Genomic DNA, 20,901 nt, shown 5'->3' with positions numbered 1-20,901 from the left:
TTTATCTCTTATATTTTTTTGAAATATATAAAGAAAGAGTTTTTATAATATAAAAAGAGGTGGTATTTGTGCGATTAACTGGCAGTGAAATTATTTTAGAACACTTGATCCAAGAAGAGGTTCCTTACATTATTGGTATACCTGGTCACGGAATATTAAGTTTTGTTGATTCCTTTGTTAAACGGAAAGATAAAATTAAAAGTATTATGCCAAGACATGAACAGAGTTCCATCCATATGGCAGATGGTTATTACAGGGTAAAAAAGAAACCGCTTGCAACATATGCGTCGATAGGTCCAGGGGCGATTAATACAGCAGTTGGTCTTGCAACTAGTTTCGTAGATTCTGTCCCTGTCTTTACTGTAGTAGGGGAAACCCATACACATATGTTTGGCAGAGGGGTACTCCAGGAAATCCAAAAATACAATTGGGCAAATTCCGTTCGAGTATTTGAACCTATTACCAAAAAGAGCTGGCAGGCTACAAGAGTCGAACAATTACCCAGAATTATGAATAGTGCATTTAATGAGATGATGACAGGCAGAAGAGGCCCTGTTCTACTAAATTTACCAATGGATGTTCAAGCAGATTCGATAGACGTCACATTAGATGATTCCAGGAAAAGAAGAGTTTCAGATGACTATACAGAAATTATGGCTATACCCGGGATTGAGAAAGCTGTAAATATATTGCTAAATGCTAAGCGTCCTGTGATTTTAGCAGGGGGAGGGATCCATGCATCAAGTGCTTATGAAGAGTTGAAAAATTTAGCAGAAGCAACAGGTTCTGCAGTTTTATGCACTTTCAGTGGCAAAAGTGCTATAGAAGAAGATCATTCTTTATATGGTTGGATTGCCGGATCCAAAGGTACCCACTGTGGAAACAGTATTGCTAAAGAGGCTGATGTTATTCTTGCAGTAGGCTGCAGGTTTGCAGATGAGACAACATCCTCCTACCGAAAAGGGGTTTCATTTAATTTTCCTGATACGAAATTAATTCATGTAGATATTGATCCACACGAAATAGGTAAAAATTATCCTGTGGAAATTGGAATTGTTGGCAATGCAAAAGATGTTCTAGCCAATATGATTCGATACATTCATGAGAATCAATTAATGAAGGACTGGCAGGATTCTGATTATTATCATGAAATACAACGTAAGAAAAACGAATGGTTTGCATATATGCATAAGATTCAGAATGATAATCGCTCACCTGCAACTATTTCTCGTTTTTATAAGGAATTAAGAGAATACTTAGATAGAGATGCGATAGTTGTGACATCCTCAGGTAATAGCCAGGCACAAATTTTACAAGAGTTCCCTTTCCTTGCCCCGGGAACTAATGTCACAACAGGAGGATTTTCTACCATGGGATATGCATTCCCTGCAGCTTTAGGGGCAAAGTTAGCTGCTCCAGACAAACAGGTTTGTGCAGTAGTGGGGGATGGGGATTTTTCGATGACCCTGCAAGAACTTGCCACAGCTGTACAATACAATATTCCAATTGTAGTTATTGTTCTCAATAACTCAGGCTGGCAAGCTATTACAGACCTGCAAATTTCTGCGTTTGGTAAGGAGCGAATTATGGCAACAGAATTCAGGATGGATAATGAGGGGGAACTTTATACCCCTAATTTCGCTCAGGTAGCAGCAGGATTTGGTGTTCATTCTCAACACATCTCCAATCCTAATGAGATTAAGTCTGCTTTAAAAAATGCTTTCAAACAAAATGGACCATCGCTTATCGAAATTACAGTAAATCGTGAATATCCATATTCAGGTGGAATCTCAACAGGATGGTGGGATGTGCCAGTACCAACTTATCTTTCAGATAAACGAAAGGTTTACGAAAAAGAAAAAGCAGAAGAAAGTGTACTTTAAAATCATTAACCAAATAAGGAGGAGAACAGTTTGAGTAAGCTTTACATTAATGGAAGATGGAGTGCATCGGAAACTGGGAGGGAATTTAATAGTTATAATCCTGCTAATGGGTCTCTTTTAGATAGTGTAGCAGATGGCAATCGAGAAGATACCGCTAATGCTATCCACGCTGCAGAAGAAGCCTTTAAAAAGTGGTCAGTTGTGCCGGCTATTCAACGCTCTGATTACTTAATGGCTTGTTATGACTCGATGATTAAGAATCAGGATCTATTAGCCGAAATGATTACGAGAGAACAGGGGAAACCACTGAAAGAAGCAATAAATGAGGTAGGATATGCAGCAAGTTTTTTCAGATGGTATGCAGAGGAAGCCAGAAGAATCTATGGAGAGACCCTTCCTTCAAATGCTGCCGATAAGAGAATCGTAATATCTAGACAGCCTGTAGGAGTTGTTGCTGCGATCACCCCTTGGAATTTCCCGCTAGCTATGATTACTAGAAAGATAGCACCAGCTTTAGCAGCAGGGTGTACTGTAGTTGTAAAACCTGCAGAACAAACACCTTTAAATGCTGTAACGTTGTTTAAAGTGTTAGAAGAATGCAATTTACCTCCCGGTGTAATAAACCTCATCACGACTTCACAACCTAGAGACGTTGGAGAAGAACTGCTACACAATCCTGCTGTAAAAAAGATTACATTTACTGGTTCAACAGACGTTGGCAAGTATTTAACAAAAGAAGCTTCAAATCAGATGAAACGTGTATCAATGGAACTTGGAGGTCATGCACCTTTTATAGTATTTGATGATGCTGATATAGAAGATGCTGTAAATGGCGTAATAGCAAGTAAATTCAGAAATGCTGGTCAGACATGTGTTTGTGCAAATCGCATATATGTTCAGGAGTCAATAATGGATGAGTTCATCAGTTTGTTTGCTGAAAAAGTTAATGCATTTTCTGTTGGTGAAGGCTTCAAAAGTGAAGTGGATATTGGACCACTTATCGATAAGGACGCCATCCAAAAATCCAAAAATCACATTGAGGACGCTCTGAACAAGGGTGCGAAACTTATTACAGGCGGCAAACAAATTAATGGAGAAGGTAATTTTTTTGAACCTACCATTTTATTAGACGTAGCTGAAGATATGTATATTTGTCAGGAAGAAACGTTTGGTCCTGTTGCACCCATCCTTACGTTTAAGACAGAGAACGAAGTTATAGAGCGTGCAAATAATGTTCCATATGGACTCGCTGCATACTTTTATACCAACGATTACAGTCGCTCAATACGTGTTTCTGAAAAACTGGAGTATGGCATAATCGGGCTTAACGATGCTATTCCAGCGGTTGCGCAGGCTCCATTTGGAGGGATGAAGGAATCTGGTGTTGGACGTGAAGGAGGAAAGGAAGGTTTGCTGGATTTCCTGGAAACTAAATATATATCTATGAAATTTAAGAATGAGTGTGAGCAATAATGAAAAACAGAACATCTTATGGAGACAAGGGGTTCAGCGAGTTTTTAGTAACTGCATTTCAAAGACAACTGGGACATCATCCTGATGATTTTCAAAAGCCGGTAATTGGTATATGTAATACCTCAAGTGAAGTGAATCGTTGTCATAGCCACCTTAAACCAATGATAGAAGCAATTAAAAGGGGAGTAATTATGGCGGGAGGAACTCCACTGGAGTTTCCAGTCATATCATTAGGCGAAATGTTTACTAGCCCAACAACAATGTTATACAGAAATTTGCTTGCAATGGATGCAGAAGAAATGATAAGGGCCCAACCAATTGATGGTGTTGTGTTAATTGGAGGTTGTGATAAAGTTACACCAGCTTTGCTTATGGGAGCTGTTAGTGCAGATAAACCAGCGATTATGTTTACTGGTGGTCCTATGAATAATGGAGAATATAAGGGCAAAATACTTGGTGCCTGTTCTGACTGCAGACATTTCTGGCAAGAATATAAGGCTGGAACGGTCAGTGAAGAAGAACTGAATGAAATCAATTCAAGATTGGCACCAACTGCCGGACATTGCATGGTTATGGGGACTGCAAGTACTATGGCTGCCTGTACGGAAGCGATGGGAATGATGCTTCCGGGAGGTGCGGCAATACCGGCAACTCATAACGAAAGACTATCTCATGCCCAGGAAACAGGTAGAGCAATTGTAAGACTTGTAAATGAAGATCAAAGGCCATCCAAACTATTAACTAAGCAATCTTTTGAAAATGCAATCAGAGTTTTAATGGCAATTGGGGGTTCAACAAATGCTGTTATTCATTTGATAGCAATTGCAAGAAGGCGAGGTATTACACTAAAGCTTGAAGATTTTGATCGTCTTAGTAATACTACCCCTTTTATAGGAAATATCCGTCCTGCCGGCGAGTATCAAATGGAAGACTTTTATTATGCTGGTGGTGTCAATTCAATAATAAAAGAACTCTTGTCATTGATGAGTAAAGATGAAATGACCGTTACCGGTAAAACAATTGCTGAAAATATAAAAGATCATAAGGTGGATGAAGTCTACCGCCATATAATAAAGCCAGTCCACAACCCTTTATATAAGGATGGTGGAATCGTTGTATTAAAAGGAAATTTATCTCCAAACGGCTGTATTGTTAAACCTAAAGCTGCGACAAAGAAGTTGTTAAAGCACAGGGGAAAAGCAGTTGTATTCCAATCAATTGCCGATATGGAACAACGAATTAATGATCCGAACTTGGAAGTTACAGAGGATAGTGTCCTTGTTTTGCAAAATGCAGGTCCAAAAGGAGCACCGGGAATGCCAGAGGCTGGAATGATTCCAATTCCTCGAAAGTTGCTTGAAATAGGTGTAAGGGATATGGTGAGAATTTCAGACTGTCGTATGAGCGGCACAGCATTTGGAACCGTTATTTTACATGTAGCCCCAGAAGCTGCAGTGGGCGGGCCATTAGCACTGGTTAGGGAAGGGGATGAAATTGAATTAAATATTGAAGAGAAACAACTAACTCTTCATGTAGAAACGGAAGTATTAGAGAGCAGAAGAAAAGAATGGGCGCCACCGGAATTGGTTGAAAGAGGGTATACGAAATTATATCAACAACATGTTCTACAGGCTGATGAGGGATGCGACTTTAATTTTTTATAAAAGCTAGGGGGAAATTAAAATGGGTTTCTTGATAAAGAAGTGGAATTTGTCTAGTTTGTTCGTCATTAGTCTATTAGTATTGCTATTTATATCAGGTTGTGCCAACCAGCAAAGCGAAGAAGCAACGGCAAGTAACAAAAGCGAAAACCTCTCTGATTCAGAAGATACCATTTCAATCGGGGTAAGTATCCAAGGATTTAAAGGGATGTTTACGAACTATATTCGAGCCGGAATAATGGAAGAAGCAAAAAAGCATGGGAAAAGTGTGAATGTTGTTGTTGTAGATGCTGAGGACAGAGCTGATAAGCAGATTGGTCAAATTGAAAATTTTATTAGCCAGGGGGCAGATGCTATTATTTTAAACCCGGTAGATAGAATTGCATCTGCACCAGCTGTGGATGCAGCAGTAAAAGCAGGCATACCGATCATTACTGTTAATACTCAAACAGACAATCAAAGCAAAGCAAGCGCATTTGTAGGATCTGATGATTTTGAAGCTGGAAAAATACAAATGGATTTCATCGCTAAGGAATTAGGCGGGAAAGGCAACGTTGCCATCTTACATGGGGCGATGGGGCATTCTGCTCAAATCGGAAGATATGAAGGCTATAAATCAATCTTAGAAGAAAATCCTAATATGCAAATTATTTTTGAAAACACAGCAGAATGGCAAACAGATAAAGCATTATCTATAGTTGAAAACTGGCTGGTCACAGGGAAAAATATAGATGCCATAGCAGCGAACAGCGACACAATGGCACTAGGGGCCAAGTCTGCAATTGATGCAGTGGGGAAATCTAATGACATTCTTGTTCTTGGTATGGACGCAATCCCAAATATGCTTAAAGGTATAGAAAATGGACAAATTAGTGGGACAATTTGGCAAGATGGAATTGGCCAAGGTAAATATTCTTTAGATCTAGCTGTTAAAGCAGCAAAGGGTGAAACGATTGATGACTATTTAATTCCTTATGAGTTAATCACGAAGGAAAACATCGATAAATATAAAAAAATGGCCGAAGAACGCGATGAATTATCAGAAAAGTACAATTAATTAACGGGAGATGTCATCCACATAAAGGCGGTGGTTTCAATGACAGGTCAAAATATCCTCCAAATGCAAAATATCCATAAAGCATTTGGAGGGGTAATTGCCCTAGATAATGTTTCATTTAATGTAAAAAAGGGTTCTGTCCATGCTTTGATGGGTGAAAACGGAGCGGGTAAGTCAACTCTTATGAAAATATTGTTAGGTATCAATAAGCCCGATCAAGGGACGATTTGTATTGATAATAAGGAAGTAACATGGGACAAACCATCGGATGCTTTAGCTGCTGGAATATCTATGATCCACCAAGAATTGAATCCTGTTCCGCATCTAAGTATTGCTGAAAATATTTTTCTGGGCAGGGAGCCAATTAATAAAAGAACAGGCTTTATTGACTATAAAAGGATGAACGAAGAAACCAGTCATTTACTTAAAGAACTGGATTTACAGGTCGCACCGACTGAGCTGGTAGCAAACTTAAGTGTAGCTAAAATACAGCTTATTGAAATTGCAAAAGCAATATCTTATCAAGCTCAAATTGTTGTGATGGACGAACCAACTTCAGCTATTAGCAATAAAGAAGTGGATAAATTATTTCAAATCATCCAAAAGCTCAAAACTAATGGTGTAACAGTTATATATATTTCACACAAAATGGAAGAGGTTTTTTCGATATGTGATGATGTAACTGTTCTCAGGGATGGGTCTTTCATTGGCACAGAGAGTATTCGTGAAATTAATATGAATCAACTGGTTTCTATGATGGTAGGAAGAAAAATTGAAGATGTGTTTCCTCAAGTAACTCATAACACTGGAGAGGTTATATTGAAAGCCAATAACCTCGAATCAAAAGGTCTCTTTCAAAATATTAGCTTTCAGCTTAAGAAAGGGGAAATCTTAGGATTTGCTGGACTTATGGGCGCAGGCAGGACTGAAATTATGGAAGCTATTTTCGGCTTACGTAAATTAGACAAAGGAGAATTGATCTACAAAGGTAAAAAAGTCATATTCAAACATCCGCAAGATGCAGTTAAAAACAAAATAATTTTAGTGCCGGAAGACAGAAAAAATTCAGGCCTGGTCCTAAATCATTCAATACGTCAAAATATCAGCCTTACAACCATTGGAAATTATACACAAAAAGGCTTGATTAAAGCCAAAAAGGAAAGAAGCGTAGTAGAGAGAATTATCGAAAAACTCAGGATAAAGGTAAGTAACATGGAGCAATCAGCTTCTTCTTTAAGTGGAGGAAATCAGCAAAAAGTGGTTCTAGCAAAGTGTCTTCTATCAGACCCGGAAATTATTATTCTTGATGAGCCTACAAGAGGGATTGATATTAAAGCAAAATCTGAAATATACAAGATTATAAACGAACTTGCTCAGCAAGGAAAAGGCATTATAATGATTTCATCAGAAATGCCGGAAATATTGGGGCTTAGTGATAGAATCCTCGTCCTCCACCAGGGTCAAATTACCGGAGAACTCTTGAAAAAAGATGCTACTCAAGAAAAAATACTTCAATTGGCCATGGGTAGGAACGTTTCATAAGAAGGAGGGACTAAGTTGAAGGCTAATACACATTTGGAAAGTCAAACCAAAAATATATGGTCGCAAAGTCGATTGAAGATTAAAGGTTATGCAGGTAAATACGGTATTTTAATTGGTTTTATTGCGATCTGTATCTTTTTATCATTTGCTTCACCAGTATTTTTAACCTCTGCTAATTTAATTAATATCCTAAAACAAGTCTCTATTATTGGGATTGTTTCCATGGGTATGACGATGATCATTATTAGCGGCGGAATTGACCTATCAGTAGGATCAATTCTAGCCCTTACTTCTGTAGTAGTAGCAGTATGTGCCCAAAATAGCATACCTCTTATCTTGTGTATACTAATTGCTATTGCTGTAGGCGGACTTGCAGGAATGATTAACGGATATGTAACAGCAAAAGGAGCAATTTCCCCATTTATTGTTACGCTTGGAATGATGACGGTTGCAAGGGGAATTGCTTTAATAATTAGTAATGGTATGCCGGTTTCGGGATTGCCGGAGACATTTTTCACATTGGGAAGCACGGTTTTCCTTGGTCTCCCTTTACCGGTCTATATTTTTTTCTTAATGATTTTCGTGACAACCATTTTATTGAAAAAGACGAGGTTTGGGAGACACCTATATGCGATTGGTGGAAATGAACAAGCAGCATTGGTGTCGGGTATTAATATTACTAAAGTAAAAGTTTGGGTTTATGTTATAGGGGGATTATTGACTGGTCTGGCCGGAGTAGTTCTGGCTGCAAGGGTTGGAGCAGGTCAGCCAAATGCTGCTGTCGGGTATGAACTAGATGCCATTGCAGCTGTTGTTATTGGCGGTGTAAGCTTTTCAGGGGGGATTGGACACCCATTAGGCGCTTTACTAGGTACTCTAATTATCGGGGTTATTAATAATGGCCTTGACCTGATGAATGTTCCAACTTATTATCAACAGATTATTAAAGGGCTCATAATTGTTGCTGCAGTGTTGTTGGATAAGAATAGAGCTAAATAAACAGGATAGGGGTGCCAATGTTGAAAACTATTAATGTATGTATTGTAGGCTGCGGACGGATTTCTACTCTAAACTCACTGGGGTATTTAGATCATCCAGATGCAAAAATATATGCTGTATGTGATTTGGATGAAGAGAAAGCCATGGAAAAAGCTAAAGAATGGGGGGCAGAAAAGATATATTCTGATTACTATGAAGTTCTAAACGATCCAAATATTGATGCAGTAGAGTTATTAGTTCCTCACCATCTTCATTGCTCCATGACTGTAAAGGCATGTGAAGCTGGTAAGCACGTGTCTGTGCAGAAACCAATGGCTTTAACAATCGAAGAAGCCGATCAAATGGTTGAAGCTGCACGAAAAAACAAGGTCAAATTGAAAGTTTATGAAAACTTTGTTAGTTACCCACCTTATGTAAAAGCAAAAGAATTAATTGATGCGGGGGAGATTGGTGATCCAATTTCGATAAGAATTAAACTGAACGCAGGAAAACAGGATACAGGGTGGGAAGTTACTAAAGATACTTGGTCATGGAGAATGAACGAAGAAATATGCGGTGGAGGTCCTTTGGTTTTTGATGATGGCTACCATAAATTCTCTTTAGCCAGATATCTAATGGGAGATATAGAAAAGGTTTCCGCCTGGATTGATCGAACAGATGTTATACCAGGAGAATTCTATGAAGACGCTCCTGCAATGATTATGTGGAAATATAAAAATAGTAAAAAATATGGAATAATGGACGTTACCTATTCAAAAGATCTACACATTAATACAGATTATTATGCTTGTGACGAACGAGTAGAAGTTACCGGATCAAAAGGCGTGCTTTGGATAACCAGATGTACTGCTAAAATGTTACAAATTCCTACTCTTATTGTTTACCGTGATGGAAAAACTATAAACTACGAAGATTTAAGAGACGACTGGGCCGATTCCTTCATTGATTCTACAAAGAACTTTATCGAGGCTATAAAAAATGACACAGAGCCATTACTCAATGGGGAAGAGGGAAGGGAAGTATTAAAGTTCGCTTTAGCGGCTATTGAATCCTCTAAGAGAAAACAAGAAATTAATATCGATCAATTGTTTACTCCAATTAAAAATTAATTTGTAGAGGAGTAAATATATGAATCATTTTGTATTGTTCATATTGTACTTTATTCCGATTACATTATGCTTTATTTTTATTCCATATTCACAGAATAGAGTAAATAAAAAACATATACCAGGCTTAACATTAATAATAATCTCAATTGTTTTTATGGGGTTACTATTTCTACTTAAGACCCCTTACTTCCCAATCCTCTTTTCACTAGGTGTGTCTATACTGCTTTCTGGGGTGATTGTACTTACTACTAGTTATATTAAGATATTAAAACATTAAATAAAATTTGAATCGTAGAGGAGACTTTTCTATGAAAGAATCGATCATGTGTGATCGGTTCTTTCTTTTATCTACAAAAGGTATTCACTTGTAAGCTGAATGGTTTGGAAGTATTATATGAATAATTTTAAGAGTTAAGGGAGACGCACATATTTTTTTCGGGTTGATATCACCAAATGCCACTTGATTAAATGCAGGTGAGTGGACAGTGGCCTAGATGCTTTTCAGCATTCCTCCATGTAAAACTATCCCATAAACCCAAATAAATAACTTTATAAAAAATATGCTTTTAAATCCTGAACAATAAGTCTATTATAGTAATTAAAATTAAAAAAGGAGATTCATATGATTTCATCTATTCAAGATCAACTTCAAGTATTTAGAGAAAGTCAAAAAAACAGGGGGCGGCTGCTTATCAATTGTCCTGATCAACCGGGTATTGTGGCTGCTGTATCCCAGTTTCTGTTCCAGCATGATGCTAATATTATCGAATCGAGTCAATATTCGACGAATCCAGAGGGTGGCACCTTTTTTATCCGAATCGAGTTTGAATGTCCGGGTTTACAGTCGAAGGAAGAAGAGTTGAAGAGTCAATTTAAGGAAATCGCAGAAACATTTTCAATGGAATGGAAATTAGCATTTGTTTATGAATTGAAGAAGACAGCTATTTTCGTATCAAAAGAACTTCATTGTTTACGTGAGCTGTTATGGGAATGGCAAAGTGGTGATTTGCTTACCGACATCGCTCTTATTGTAAGCAATCACGAGGAAGCAAGACAAATTGCAGAATCCATGCATATTCCATTCTTTTACATACCAGCAAGCAAAGAAAATAGAGAGGAAGTGGAAGAAAGACAGCTGCAGCTTTTAAAAGAATTTGATATTGACTTAATCATCTTAGCCAGATATATGCAAATTTTGACGCCAGCCTTTGTTGGGGCTCATCCGTTCAAGATCATTAATATTCATCACTCTTTCCTTCCTGCATTTGTTGGTGCGAGGCCATATGATCGAGCCCATCAGCGCGGAGTAAAAATAATTGGGGCAACGTCTCATTATGTTACAAACGATCTTGACGAAGGACCAATCATTGAACAAGATATCAAGCGTGTCGACCACCGGGATCATATAGATGATCTAAAAAAGAGCGGACGTTCTATTGAAAGAAGTGTTCTTGCCAGAGCGGTTAAATGGCATTTAGAAGACCGGATTATTGTTCATGAAAATAAAACAATTGTTTTTTAAGAAAAAGGATCTGTAATGAGCGCCTGTCTCTCAGTTAAGTAATGCATTTTCATGTGATCTGCCCCCTGTAAAGAAGAGAGTGTAAATAATAAAAAAGCCATAGGCAGCTTTAGCTCTATATCCCATAGGGCTAAGGCCTTTTAAGTGTTTTTGGTTTACTGCTGAAGATTTTACCGTAATGTAATGGGAAGAACTTGTACTACGATTAAAATAGGGATTAGCTTAGAGGCAAATGAGAATGAGGCAGCCATGGAATTAAAATTGCATGAACAAATCCCCCATTTTCCTTTAGATGAGCTTTGGGGGGGAGTGATCAAATTGAGCAGACATAACACTTATCAAATTGGACAGATCTTCTATATTCAAAAAGTTCAGAGTTCCAGGCAAAGTAAAGAGTTTTGAACAGACAGATGCTTATGTGTATGAAGTTCTTGAGTCGTTTTCTCAAAAAATGGATGAGGCAATCGTGCAGTCTATTCTTTGGAGAGAATCCACTGATGAGATAACCATGACTCCACGAAAACTGTTCATGCATACGGTCATTCACGAATACCACCACAAAGGACAGATTATGGCGATGGCCCGCCAGTTGGGGTATGAACCGCCAAATACAGATGTTCTGGTAACGAGAAATTAGATTAAAATATGAAAGGATGCCCCATGGTGCAGTTCTTACTGTCGAGAGGCATCCTTTGTTTCGTTTATGACGAAATTAAAATCATTTATTTTAGTTCTTTACTTCTAAATGATTAATAACCCGTTCCATCGCTTGAATATGCCCCAAATGGTTTGCCTCATGAAATAGCGCAAATTCAGCTAATTCACCAAAGGTTTCAAGTCCCAAAAATGGTTTATCCAGCTTTTCATTTAACTGTTCAGCTGGAATTTGCTGTATTCGGGCCAATTGATCCTTCAACTGTATAATGAGCTCATCTGTTTCAGGAATATCACCTTTCCAATCTGCCGGCTTAGTACCGTTCCCAAATAATTCAATATAGTTTGCAGGGAGGTGGGTTGTTTTGCGGGGAAAGCCAAACATAAACTGTTCACAGACCGTTAATACATGGCCAATATGCCAATGGATCGTGTTGTTAAAACCGTCTGGCTGTATCCTGGCTACATCCTTTGATATTGACCCGCTCTTATTAATAAAATAACCTCTTGTCTTCTCAAACTGTTTAAACACTAGTTCATTCATTTCTTTCTCCCCTTCCAAATATTCTCATCTGTTAATATAACAAAAATTTGTAAAGGTTAGGAGGGTCAATGGACTGAATTGATTTCTTTTTATTTTTTTAGTGGCGATTTTTTTATGGCAGTGTTACATCCAGCCTAGCACCGTCTTGCGCGATTGGGTAAAGCGGGAGAAATAATAGGTCCAGCTGACTAATGTGCTAAGCCCTCCAGGTTGATTTTAGCTAGCAATTTTTAATATAAACACTTTACAGATAGAATTAACTATGTTAAATTCTATTTATCTAAGGATTCTGAAATTTCAAAAAGATGGTGTGAGTGAATGAGTTGGACTGCTGGCCCATTTAAACAGGAACTGATCAAGGACTATAACAATATCAATCTTCTTTTGTTTAACATCGGTGTCAAAAGTCAAAGAGTCGAGTTTTTGGGGGATAAGATATTAATTTTCGCCAATCATAAGAGAATTCCATCTCTTAAACATTTGGACGAGATTAATCGCTTTGTAACCCGAATGACTGACATTGCCATCATAGATAGCTATAAGGAACATTTAAGAAATGTCCTTGAAGAAAAATATGGGATGAAGGTACTTTCTATATTAAAGGACTATGATCCCTTAACTGAACTTTCGGGTACTATCATTACCCTGGATCGCGATACAAGTGCCTATATTTCCAGGTAACTAAATACTGGTGACTGGTCCATTGAACTCTTAAGAGTGCATTAAAACCGTCAGTGCAAGCTTTCAGACTACCGTCTGTTTGTTTTGTGCTGACGGTTTTTTTATAGGCTGTTTTCGCAAAGTTTGTTGCTATTTATATTATATTTACTGAGTTGATTGTAGTGGAAGGTTTACTCAAGGTAGCCTATTCAACGTCCTACGGGAGTAGCGGGACAGGTGAGACCCCACAGACGCGTAGCGTCGAGGAGGCTCACCGCCTGCCCCGTGGTTCGCTGAGCATCCTCTCACTGCAATCAACGGACAACATTGATAAGCGAAAAACAACAATTTATACGAAAAGAGCCTTTTTATAAAAAAATAGAGGAGGAACCAACATTATGAAAACAGTAGAAGATGTATTGATTGCGCTGGATGAGTTGACAGGAGGAAGAGTGGTTAAATCTCTAAATGACATTACGAGAGGTGAGCATCCCTTTGTCATTATGAAGTCTTCCAACATTCCCGGAAAAGAGATCATTGAAACGCCTGGTCTTGTCTATGGTGATATGAAAAAAGAAGTCAAAAAAGTAGCAGTTGCTATGACCATGACAGAAGGATGCATCGAACTTGCCGGCGCTACTGGTGTCGATGCCATTGTTGCTCATCATCCGATAGCGGAAGCGGCTAATTCAGGTGGAGTAATCTTAAAAAACTATCTGGATTTGTATAATGTCGCCGCATTTGAATTGCATGAAGCTTTCCATGGATTACATCCCGGCATTCCTTTTTTGCACGGCCATCAGGTATACCGGACTGAGGTTTCTTATGGAGGAGTACACGGAAACATTTTTTATGCAGGGAAAGTACTCCCCGAGGTGAAAACGCTGGGTGATATGTTAACTCGGCTGGACAATTTTATGGGTCTGAAAGTTGAAGAGGAACTGTTACATACTGAAAAGGAAATACGCAATAGTCCATCTTTGTCTGAAACGAGTATAGTGACACGCGGGAGAATTGCTCATGGAGAAGAGACAAGCCCCGTGAACAATATTGTGCATATTTTCCCGCATACCGGATTTTCCCCTGAACATTTGCGCCTAGCAATCCAGGAACACCCGGAGGCTGACACAGTTCTCGCTAGCATTAGCCGGGTTTATGATGGACATCCGCTTATCGAAACAGCTAAGGAGTTAGGTCTTAATTTTATTATCGGAAATTGCCATGTATTAGAAATACTCGAAAATGGATTACCTTTAGCTTACGCCTTGGATAGGCTGCTGCCTGATGTTGAAGTAGTTGTTTTTCGGGAACGTGTGACAAGCATATCCCTAAATGAAATGGGAGCTCCTCAGTTAAAGAAATATGCAGAGGAAATGGCTGAGGGGTATCTATTGAAAAAAACGGCTGTCCATACACTATAAAAAAGGAGTGAAGGTAAATGAGCGAGGTTAAATCGTTAGTCCAAGAGAATTTAGAAATAGAGGAGAACAGTGTCCCGATTCCTTTAACGAGAAAATGGACAAGGGTTGAAGCAGTCGGTCTTGGTTTAGTCATCCTCTCACTGCTCGTATTGTTAATCACGCCAGGTACATTAGCCGGGTTATTTACTTCCATTGTCGATCAAGTTTTCCCGGTTATCGTAGGGATATTTTTAACCGGTACGGTAGGGGTTTCCATTATTGTTAGTGTCATTATTGGCCGGGTACTGGAAAGGCTGGGATTTACGGATGCGCTAATTCGGATCTTCATTCCTGTTACAAAACTGATGAAAGTCAATTCAGCGGTTATCATTCCAAGTATATATAATATTCTTGGTGATATTAATGCTGCCGGGAAAATTGCCGGACCGATCTTGATCCGTTCAGGAGCAACAAAAGCAGAGCAGAAAATAGCGGTAGCCACCATGGTTCAATCCCAACAGTCATTTGCTACATTTATGTTAGGCATGGTTGCACTAACGGCAGTAGGGGCCAATGCCTTTATCGTGGTCGTGCTGGCTGTTTTCATGCCTGTCATTGTTGTCCCGTTTCTGCTTTCTAAAACCATTTACCGGGATACGAAAGCTGTCCAAATTGCAAAACTGCCCCAATTTACACCGAAGACTGGATTTCTCCCGACTTTGTTTAATGGAGCCAGGGAGGGGGCAGAGCTTTTATTCCTTCTCATTATACCGGCTGCCGCTGTCGTGTTTGCTGCAATTGGGGTTTTGGATTACATTGGCATATGGTCAAAATTTGAATCCGGCTTATCAGCCGTTTTGTTAGCTCTAAATATTCATCCTGAGACCGGAATTCTCTCCATATTGGCTAGCCCGGCGCTGGCAATGGCCCAGCTTTCGGAAGTTGCGGGTTCTTTGGATCCGCGTTTGGTCATCGGCTCCTTCGTATTAGCTTCATCCGGTTTGCCTTTGGCTACTATCTTTGGTCAAATTCCGGTTATATGGGCAGCTAATTCTGACCTTAGTGAAAAGGAGGCAATGGGAGCGGCTTTATTAGGAATCGTCATGCGTATTTTGACAGCCTTTTTAATAGTTTATTTCTTAACGCCGATATTGGTTTAATGCTCCAAGATTAAATTTTTCCCAGCAAAAATGAGAGATCGATCAAATATTGATCAGGAGGGATCTTTTTAATTGATTGGGGATCCAGGTGGAGCTCTGTTTTTCTTAACAGATTGTTTTCCTCGCCCCACAAGAAAAGAACGGCCGTTTGATGAATGGGTTCCATAATCCCTTTCATCGGCGCAAGCAATTCAATCTTAAGATCATCCAAGGGAAAATCAGGACGGCTAATAAGCTTACAAGGTGCTGTTTGGAGGGGTTCATAGTGATTTCTTGTATGATCAGATAGATAATGGATTCTCCCGGTAGCTGTAATTCTTTTATCAGGGAGGATCAGTCCTGATTCATGATAGATATCTCTTCCGATTGAGGAAGGGATCTTTTTTTTGTTCCATAAAATGGACATCGAAAAAGTGTGGCCAGGCAAAATCGTCCATGCTCTCTTGGCTATCAGTTCAAATCCGATAAAGGACATGGCTATCCCTCTTTCCTGTTGCTCGATACTGATGTTTATGCACTAAAAATCTAAAAATAACTGGGTTCTTAAGTATACTCTCAGCAAACGGTAATAAATGTTAAATGAAAATAGGTGCCCTTTATAGTGCGCGCATTTTTAAAGAATTAAGTGTCACAAAAGAAATCACAGAATCGTTATATATATGAGCTAGATTAAGAGAGGCAGGTGAAAGATGAAAAGTAGCGATTATATAGTAATTAATGAACTAGAATTAATAATATTGTTTTGTATAAAGACATCATGAATGGGTCGATTTTTCCTTAAACTAGATTTTATTCCAGTAGAATATCAATTAATAATAAAGAATAGGGGTATATCAGATATGACACAGCGAATTAATTATATGCAGCAATCACCAGAATTCTTTCATAAAATGATGGCACTGAGCAACGCAGAAAAGGAAAGTTCTATTGAAGAAAAAACCCTTCATCTCGTTCATATTAGAGCTTCACAATTGAATGGGTGCGGCTTCTGCCTGGATATGCATATCAAGCAGGCAAAAATCCATGGTGAGACGGAGCTTCGCCTATATCATACTCCTATTTGGCGGGAATCCAACTTGTTTAGCCAACGCGAACGAGCTGCGCTGGAATGGACAGAGATTTTAACAAAGATGCCTGAACACGGAGTGTCTGATAGTATTTATGAATATGTTCGAGAGCAGTTTTCAAAAAAGGAAATATCAGATCTTACCTTCTCGGTAATGGCAATTAATGCGTGGAACCGCATTAACGTTGCTTTCAAAACGGTTCCTGGATCAGCTGACACTGCATTTGGATTGACAAAAGCTGGACTTTAATTCTTAACTACGTCAGTACGGGTCAGGTGCTTTAATAGACTCAATGAAATAATAAAAAATCAACAAGACCCGTAGATAATCCATTTGAAATGGCTATCTTACGGGTCTTGTATAATAATTCTATTAATCCTCTAGATCATAATTTCTGTAGTTTATCAGGGTTTCGAATTATATAGATATTGCGTATTAGATTTCCCTCTGCGTGTATGATCCCCAAAGTATGAATACCCTCATTGGATCGAAGAATGAAAGCAGGTTGCTCGTTAACTTGTGCGGTTTCAATATATGGAGTCCCCTCAATCATTGACACATTGCGTAAAGGTCCAAGAAGAAATTGGGCTACGAGATCTTGTGTTTTAATTGGATATTCGGCAGCCTTTGCCTTCCCGCCGCCATCTGACACAAGTACAATGTTTTGATCCAGCACTGATACCATTTGCTTCATGTTTCCCTGTTTAAGTGCTTCCAGAAAATTATCAATTAGCTCTTTAGAAGTTATCTCAGTTTGCATAAGTTCTTCAGAGGTAATCCCCATTTTTGAACGTGCACGGCTAAAGAGTTTCCGGCAGTTCACCTCACTTTTTTCAATGATCTCTGCAATTTCCGGATAGTCGAATCCAAGTGCTTCACGAAGGACAAAGACAACACGCTCTGTAGGCGTCAGTCTTTCAAGCATTACTATCATTGCGTAAGACAGAAGGTCGTCACGCTCGACGGATTCCATTGAATCTATAGTCGAATTCAAAAGGGGTTCCGGCAGCCATTCTCCAAAATAATGTTCTCTTTTATTTCGTGCTGATTTTTGAATATCACGACAGCGATTCGTGATCATTTTGCAAAGATAGGATTTGGGCTCAGTGAGCTTCTCCTTTGGTACCTCATATAATTTCAAAAAAACATCATGCACAACGTCTTCTGCATCAGAAGCAGACCCTGTCAGCTGATAGGCAAGCTTAAATAGCAATCCTTTATATTGCTTGTACATCTCTTGCATTGTTTCACTTCCATTCTTATCTGTAAATTGCTTATTCATAGCACAAGCTACAATAATAAAACGAGCAAAGGTCTGATATTGTGACAAGGATAGGCGTGCTTCTGAAATTAGTACATAACATTTCCTATCTAACTGCTAATATGTGTGCTGTTCCTCTAAGATTTACGACTTCCTAAATTGGTTTGGCGCATATTTTGATTCATAGTTCCTCTCCGCTAAAATTATTGCAGCATCTGCATAGCTCTGGAAGGAATGGTTATAATACCCAAGAAATCCAAATCAGCCGGAGTGGTCAGTCATGAGTTCGATTAGCACATCTATCCAGGATAATGAAAAATATCTTAAGGAACAATTTGATCGTTCGTCAGATGTTGTACTGCGTACACTAGTATTAAAGGATGAAACCATTCTTTTACTTATTTATTTAGAAGGACTGACCAAGGTGCAGACTGTAGAGGATAATATTCTAAAGCCTCTCATTTTCAGCGGATTGCCGAAGGGGATTGATGTAATAGAATCACTGTCTGAGATGCTTAGACGCGAATGGGTTCCACTTACGAATGTTAAGTCTGAGAAGTCCCTTGAGGAATTAGTGCAGCATGTACTGAAGGGAAGTCTTGTTATTTTGGCTGATGGTGAAACTTCCGCTGTCATCGCTCAGGTCCAGAATTTCGAAAAGAGAAGCATTCAAGAATCACAAAAGGAATCAACCTTGCGCGGAACAAAGGAGGCTTTCGTCGAGAGTATTCGAACAAATACTTCACTGATTAGGCGAAGGATCATTCATCCGCAATTAAAAATGGAATCTTTTACGATAGGAACCTATACGCAAACGGAAGTTGTCCTTGCCTATTTGCAGGGGCACATCGATGAGAAAGTGATATCACAAGTTAGAACCAGGCTTGAAAAGATTGACGCTGACGGAGTAATCGACTCTGCTTATATAGAGGAATGGATAGAAAATAATCCTTTATCCATGTTCTCACAAATTCAAAATACGGAACGGCCGGATATTGTTACAGCTTGTTTATTAGAAGGAAAGGTCGCCATCATTACAAATGGAACGCCATTTGTCCTTATTCTTCCCTTTACTTTTTGGGAGGGACTGCAATCAGCAGACGACTTTTTTGAGAGATTTGTATTCATTGCTTTGACTAGAATCATCCGGTACTTGATGACCTTCATTTCTTTCGCTTTGCCTGCTATTTATGTCGCGCTAACGACCTTCCATCCTGAGATGGTACCGCGACAGCTAATGTTCAGTATTGCTGCAGCCAGAGAGAATTCACCCTTCCCGACCTTCTTTGAGGTATTTCTAATGTTGATAATATTTGACGGGCTGCAAGAAGCCGGTGTACATCTTCCCAACCGGCTAGGACCTGTCATGAGCATAATAGGTGCCCTCATTATAGGGCAGGCAGCTGTAGAAGCTGGCATCATTTCGACACCCATCATCATTGTGATTTCATTAACGGGTGTAGCCGGTTATACACTTTCAAGATATAGTGCAAGCCTCCCGTTTCGAATCATCCGATATCTTATGCTGTTTACCACAGGTGCACTCGGCTTCTTCGGTTTTGCTTTTGGCATGATTATCTTATTGATTCATCTTGTTACACTTGAATCCTTTGGAACTCCCTATTTCAGTCCAGTAGCGCCATTTGATGGCAAACGGATTAAAAACTTGGTAATCCGTCCCCCATTATGGGGCAAGAACAGACAGAAGAAAGAGAGTGTAAAATGAAACGACGAGTTATTTTTACCCTTATCACCCTAACTTTTCTCTTGTCTTCCTCTGGCTGTGAGAACTTTATTGAACCGAATCAATTGGCTTTCGTTATCGGTACGGCGCTTGATCATGATGATAGCGGGGGGATCGAAGTCAGCCATCAAATTGTCATTCCCTCACAGATAAGTGGAAATGAAGGGGGGGCAAGCTCGGGCAGCTCAGAAAGTTTCATTGTCTTATCAGCCAAAGGCAAAGATATTTTTGAAGCCAACCAGAAAATTCAGAGGAAAATGTCCCGCCGATTATTGGAGAATCATCGTATCCTTATTGCACTTAGTGAAGAGCTTTTTGAAAAGCATGATGTAAGCCAATTATTCGATAAGCTTAACAGGGATCCTGCAAACAATCTAAGGGACATTACGATTATGATAAAAGGCGGAAGTGCCAAGGACTTCCTTATGCAAGGACATCCCATGGATCATCTATCCAGCATAGCAGCTGGAAAAGAGATGAAGCTGAACAAAATGAGTAAATTCACATCCAAACAGCTTGCTATAGACATACTTTCTGACGGGTACAGACCCTTGATTCCGGTTTTCAATGTTGAAGAGATTCAAGTGAGTAGTAATAAGAAGCAGTCAATTGGTTTACTGTCAGGCTTTGCTATTATGAACAAAGATCTTAAAGTTAGTGGAATTCTCGATGATGTGGAAGGTTCAGAAGCAGCCTGGATGGCCGGGAAAAGAACATTTCAGGGGATAACGATTCCTTGGAAGGACGGGAAAGGAACATTATCATTCAGGTTTACCAGACTCAAACGCCAGATCCGATCTGTTAAAGGCGAAGATCCGGATCACATTATTTTATCAGTGAAAGCGCAGGCCTATCTTCTTGAAAATACAACATCATTGGATTTGTACGAGGTAGAAAACATTGTAGAAGTTCAGAAATACCTTAACGACCAGGTTCAAAAAGAGCTGCAAAAAACTGTAGCTAAAGTACAGGAATTTGGGCCTGATGTCTTTGGTATCGGCGAACATCTGCATCGTGAATTTCCATATTGGTGGAGATCACAAAAAGAACACTGGGATGAAACATTCAAGGAAACCGATATTACGGTTCAAGCGAAAATTAGGATTAGGTCACTTGGAACGAGCGGACAAAGATTCAGTAAATGAGGATTTGGAGGGATTAGATT

The 20,901-nt window shown here is 39.2% G+C and carries 18 protein-coding genes; 15 read left to right on the top strand and 3 right to left on the bottom strand.

The features are described from left to right. Positions 1-68 precede the first annotated feature (68 nt). The 9 genes from CHI10_RS15595 to CHI10_RS15550 all read left to right on the top strand — a co-directional run bounded on the left by CHI10_RS15595 (position 69) and on the right by CHI10_RS15550 (position 11,883). Positions 69-1,883 carry a thiamine pyrophosphate-binding protein gene (locus CHI10_RS15595; RefSeq protein ID WP_179289057.1) on the top strand — a complete coding sequence of 605 codons (1,815 nt, stop codon included), beginning with the start codon at positions 69-71 and terminating at the stop codon, positions 1,881-1,883. Positions 1,884-1,913: 30 nt separating this feature from the next. Then, positions 1,914-3,356 (top strand): NAD-dependent succinate-semialdehyde dehydrogenase, encoded by a 1,443-nt coding sequence (locus tag CHI10_RS15590; RefSeq protein WP_095245149.1) that lies wholly within the window; start codon positions 1,914-1,916, stop codon positions 3,354-3,356. Continuing rightward, positions 3,356-5,020, top strand: a complete 1,665-nt coding sequence (locus tag CHI10_RS15585) for an IlvD/Edd family dehydratase (protein ID WP_095245148.1) — start codon at positions 3,356-3,358, stop codon at positions 5,018-5,020. The genes CHI10_RS15590 and CHI10_RS15585 overlap by 1 nt, the downstream gene beginning before the upstream one ends. A 19-nt stretch (positions 5,021-5,039) precedes the next feature. Then, positions 5,040-6,074, top strand: coding sequence for a sugar ABC transporter substrate-binding protein (locus CHI10_RS15580; RefSeq protein ID WP_095245147.1), 1,035 nt, complete (start codon positions 5,040-5,042; stop codon positions 6,072-6,074). Between the two features lie 39 nt (positions 6,075-6,113). After that, positions 6,114-7,616 carry a sugar ABC transporter ATP-binding protein gene (locus CHI10_RS15575; protein WP_095245146.1) on the top strand — a complete coding sequence of 501 codons (1,503 nt, stop codon included), beginning with the start codon at positions 6,114-6,116 and terminating at the stop codon, positions 7,614-7,616. Between the two features lie 15 nt (positions 7,617-7,631). Beyond that, a complete protein-coding gene (locus CHI10_RS15570) occupies positions 7,632-8,615 on the top strand; it encodes an ABC transporter permease (RefSeq protein WP_095245145.1) in 984 nt (327 codons plus the stop codon). Positions 8,616-8,632: 17 nt separating this feature from the next. Beyond that, complete coding sequence (locus tag CHI10_RS15565) at positions 8,633-9,724, top strand: Gfo/Idh/MocA family protein (protein ID WP_095245144.1); 1,092 nt, start codon at positions 8,633-8,635, stop codon at positions 9,722-9,724. A gap of 622 nt (positions 9,725-10,346) precedes the next feature. Then, positions 10,347-11,246 carry a formyltetrahydrofolate deformylase gene (gene purU / locus CHI10_RS15555; RefSeq protein WP_095245142.1) on the top strand — a complete coding sequence of 300 codons (900 nt, stop codon included), beginning with the start codon at positions 10,347-10,349 and terminating at the stop codon, positions 11,244-11,246. 343 nt (positions 11,247-11,589) lie between these two features. After that, positions 11,590-11,883, top strand: coding sequence for a DinB family protein (locus CHI10_RS15550; protein WP_251168552.1), 294 nt, complete (start codon positions 11,590-11,592; stop codon positions 11,881-11,883). A 90-nt stretch (positions 11,884-11,973) separates the two neighbouring features. On the opposite strand, the gene CHI10_RS15545 is transcribed toward CHI10_RS15550, so the two are convergent. Beyond that, positions 11,974-12,444, bottom strand: coding sequence for a DinB family protein (locus CHI10_RS15545; RefSeq protein ID WP_095245141.1), 471 nt, complete (start codon positions 12,442-12,444; stop codon positions 11,974-11,976). Positions 12,445-12,762: 318 nt separating this feature from the next. On the opposite strand from CHI10_RS15545, the gene CHI10_RS15540 reads away from it, so the two are divergent. The 3 genes from CHI10_RS15540 to CHI10_RS15530 all read left to right on the top strand — a co-directional run bounded on the left by CHI10_RS15540 (position 12,763) and on the right by CHI10_RS15530 (position 15,664). Beyond that, complete coding sequence (locus tag CHI10_RS15540) at positions 12,763-13,125, top strand: Na-translocating system protein MpsC family protein (RefSeq protein WP_095245140.1); 363 nt, start codon at positions 12,763-12,765, stop codon at positions 13,123-13,125. Positions 13,126-13,502: 377 nt separating this feature from the next. Continuing rightward, positions 13,503-14,525: a Nif3-like dinuclear metal center hexameric protein gene (locus CHI10_RS15535; RefSeq protein ID WP_095245139.1), complete on the top strand. Its 1,023-nt coding sequence runs from the start codon at positions 13,503-13,505 to the stop codon at positions 14,523-14,525. 17 nt (positions 14,526-14,542) lie between these two features. Next, a complete protein-coding gene (locus CHI10_RS15530) occupies positions 14,543-15,664 on the top strand; it encodes a hypothetical protein (RefSeq protein WP_095245138.1) in 1,122 nt (373 codons plus the stop codon). A gap of 10 nt (positions 15,665-15,674) precedes the next feature. Here the strand turns inward: CHI10_RS15530 and CHI10_RS15525 are convergent, their stop codons facing one another. Then, complete coding sequence (locus CHI10_RS15525) at positions 15,675-16,139, bottom strand: hypothetical protein (RefSeq protein WP_095245137.1); 465 nt, start codon at positions 16,137-16,139, stop codon at positions 15,675-15,677. Positions 16,140-16,503: 364 nt separating this feature from the next. Here CHI10_RS15525 and CHI10_RS15520 point away from each other — a divergent pair, with 364 nt between their 5' ends. Then, the gene (locus tag CHI10_RS15520) at positions 16,504-16,980 is read left to right on the top strand and encodes a carboxymuconolactone decarboxylase family protein (protein WP_095245136.1); all 477 of its coding nucleotides are present in this window, start codon (positions 16,504-16,506) and stop codon (positions 16,978-16,980) included. 136 nt (positions 16,981-17,116) lie between these two features. Here the strand turns inward: CHI10_RS15520 and sigJ are convergent, their stop codons facing one another. Next, positions 17,117-17,974 (bottom strand): RNA polymerase sigma factor SigJ, encoded by an 858-nt coding sequence (sigJ, locus tag CHI10_RS15515; RefSeq protein ID WP_095245135.1) that lies wholly within the window; start codon positions 17,972-17,974, stop codon positions 17,117-17,119. 298 nt (positions 17,975-18,272) lie between these two features. Here sigJ and CHI10_RS15510 point away from each other — a divergent pair, with 298 nt between their 5' ends. Next, positions 18,273-19,718, top strand: a complete 1,446-nt coding sequence (locus tag CHI10_RS15510) for a spore germination protein (protein WP_095245134.1) — start codon at positions 18,273-18,275, stop codon at positions 19,716-19,718. Then, entirely contained in the window at positions 19,715-20,881 is a 1,167-nt protein-coding gene (locus tag CHI10_RS15505; RefSeq protein WP_179289056.1) for a Ger(x)C family spore germination protein, read from the top strand. The genes CHI10_RS15510 and CHI10_RS15505 overlap by 4 nt, the downstream gene beginning before the upstream one ends. Positions 20,882-20,901 lie beyond the last annotated feature (20 nt).

Source organism: Bacillus sp. 7894-2, assembly GCF_002272225.1.
In the GTDB taxonomy this organism is placed as follows: Bacteria; Bacillota; Bacilli; order Bacillales; family Cytobacillaceae; genus Cytobacillus.
Note: the sequence above shows the minus strand (reverse complement) of the source record. Positions and strands in the feature narration are given on the sequence as shown.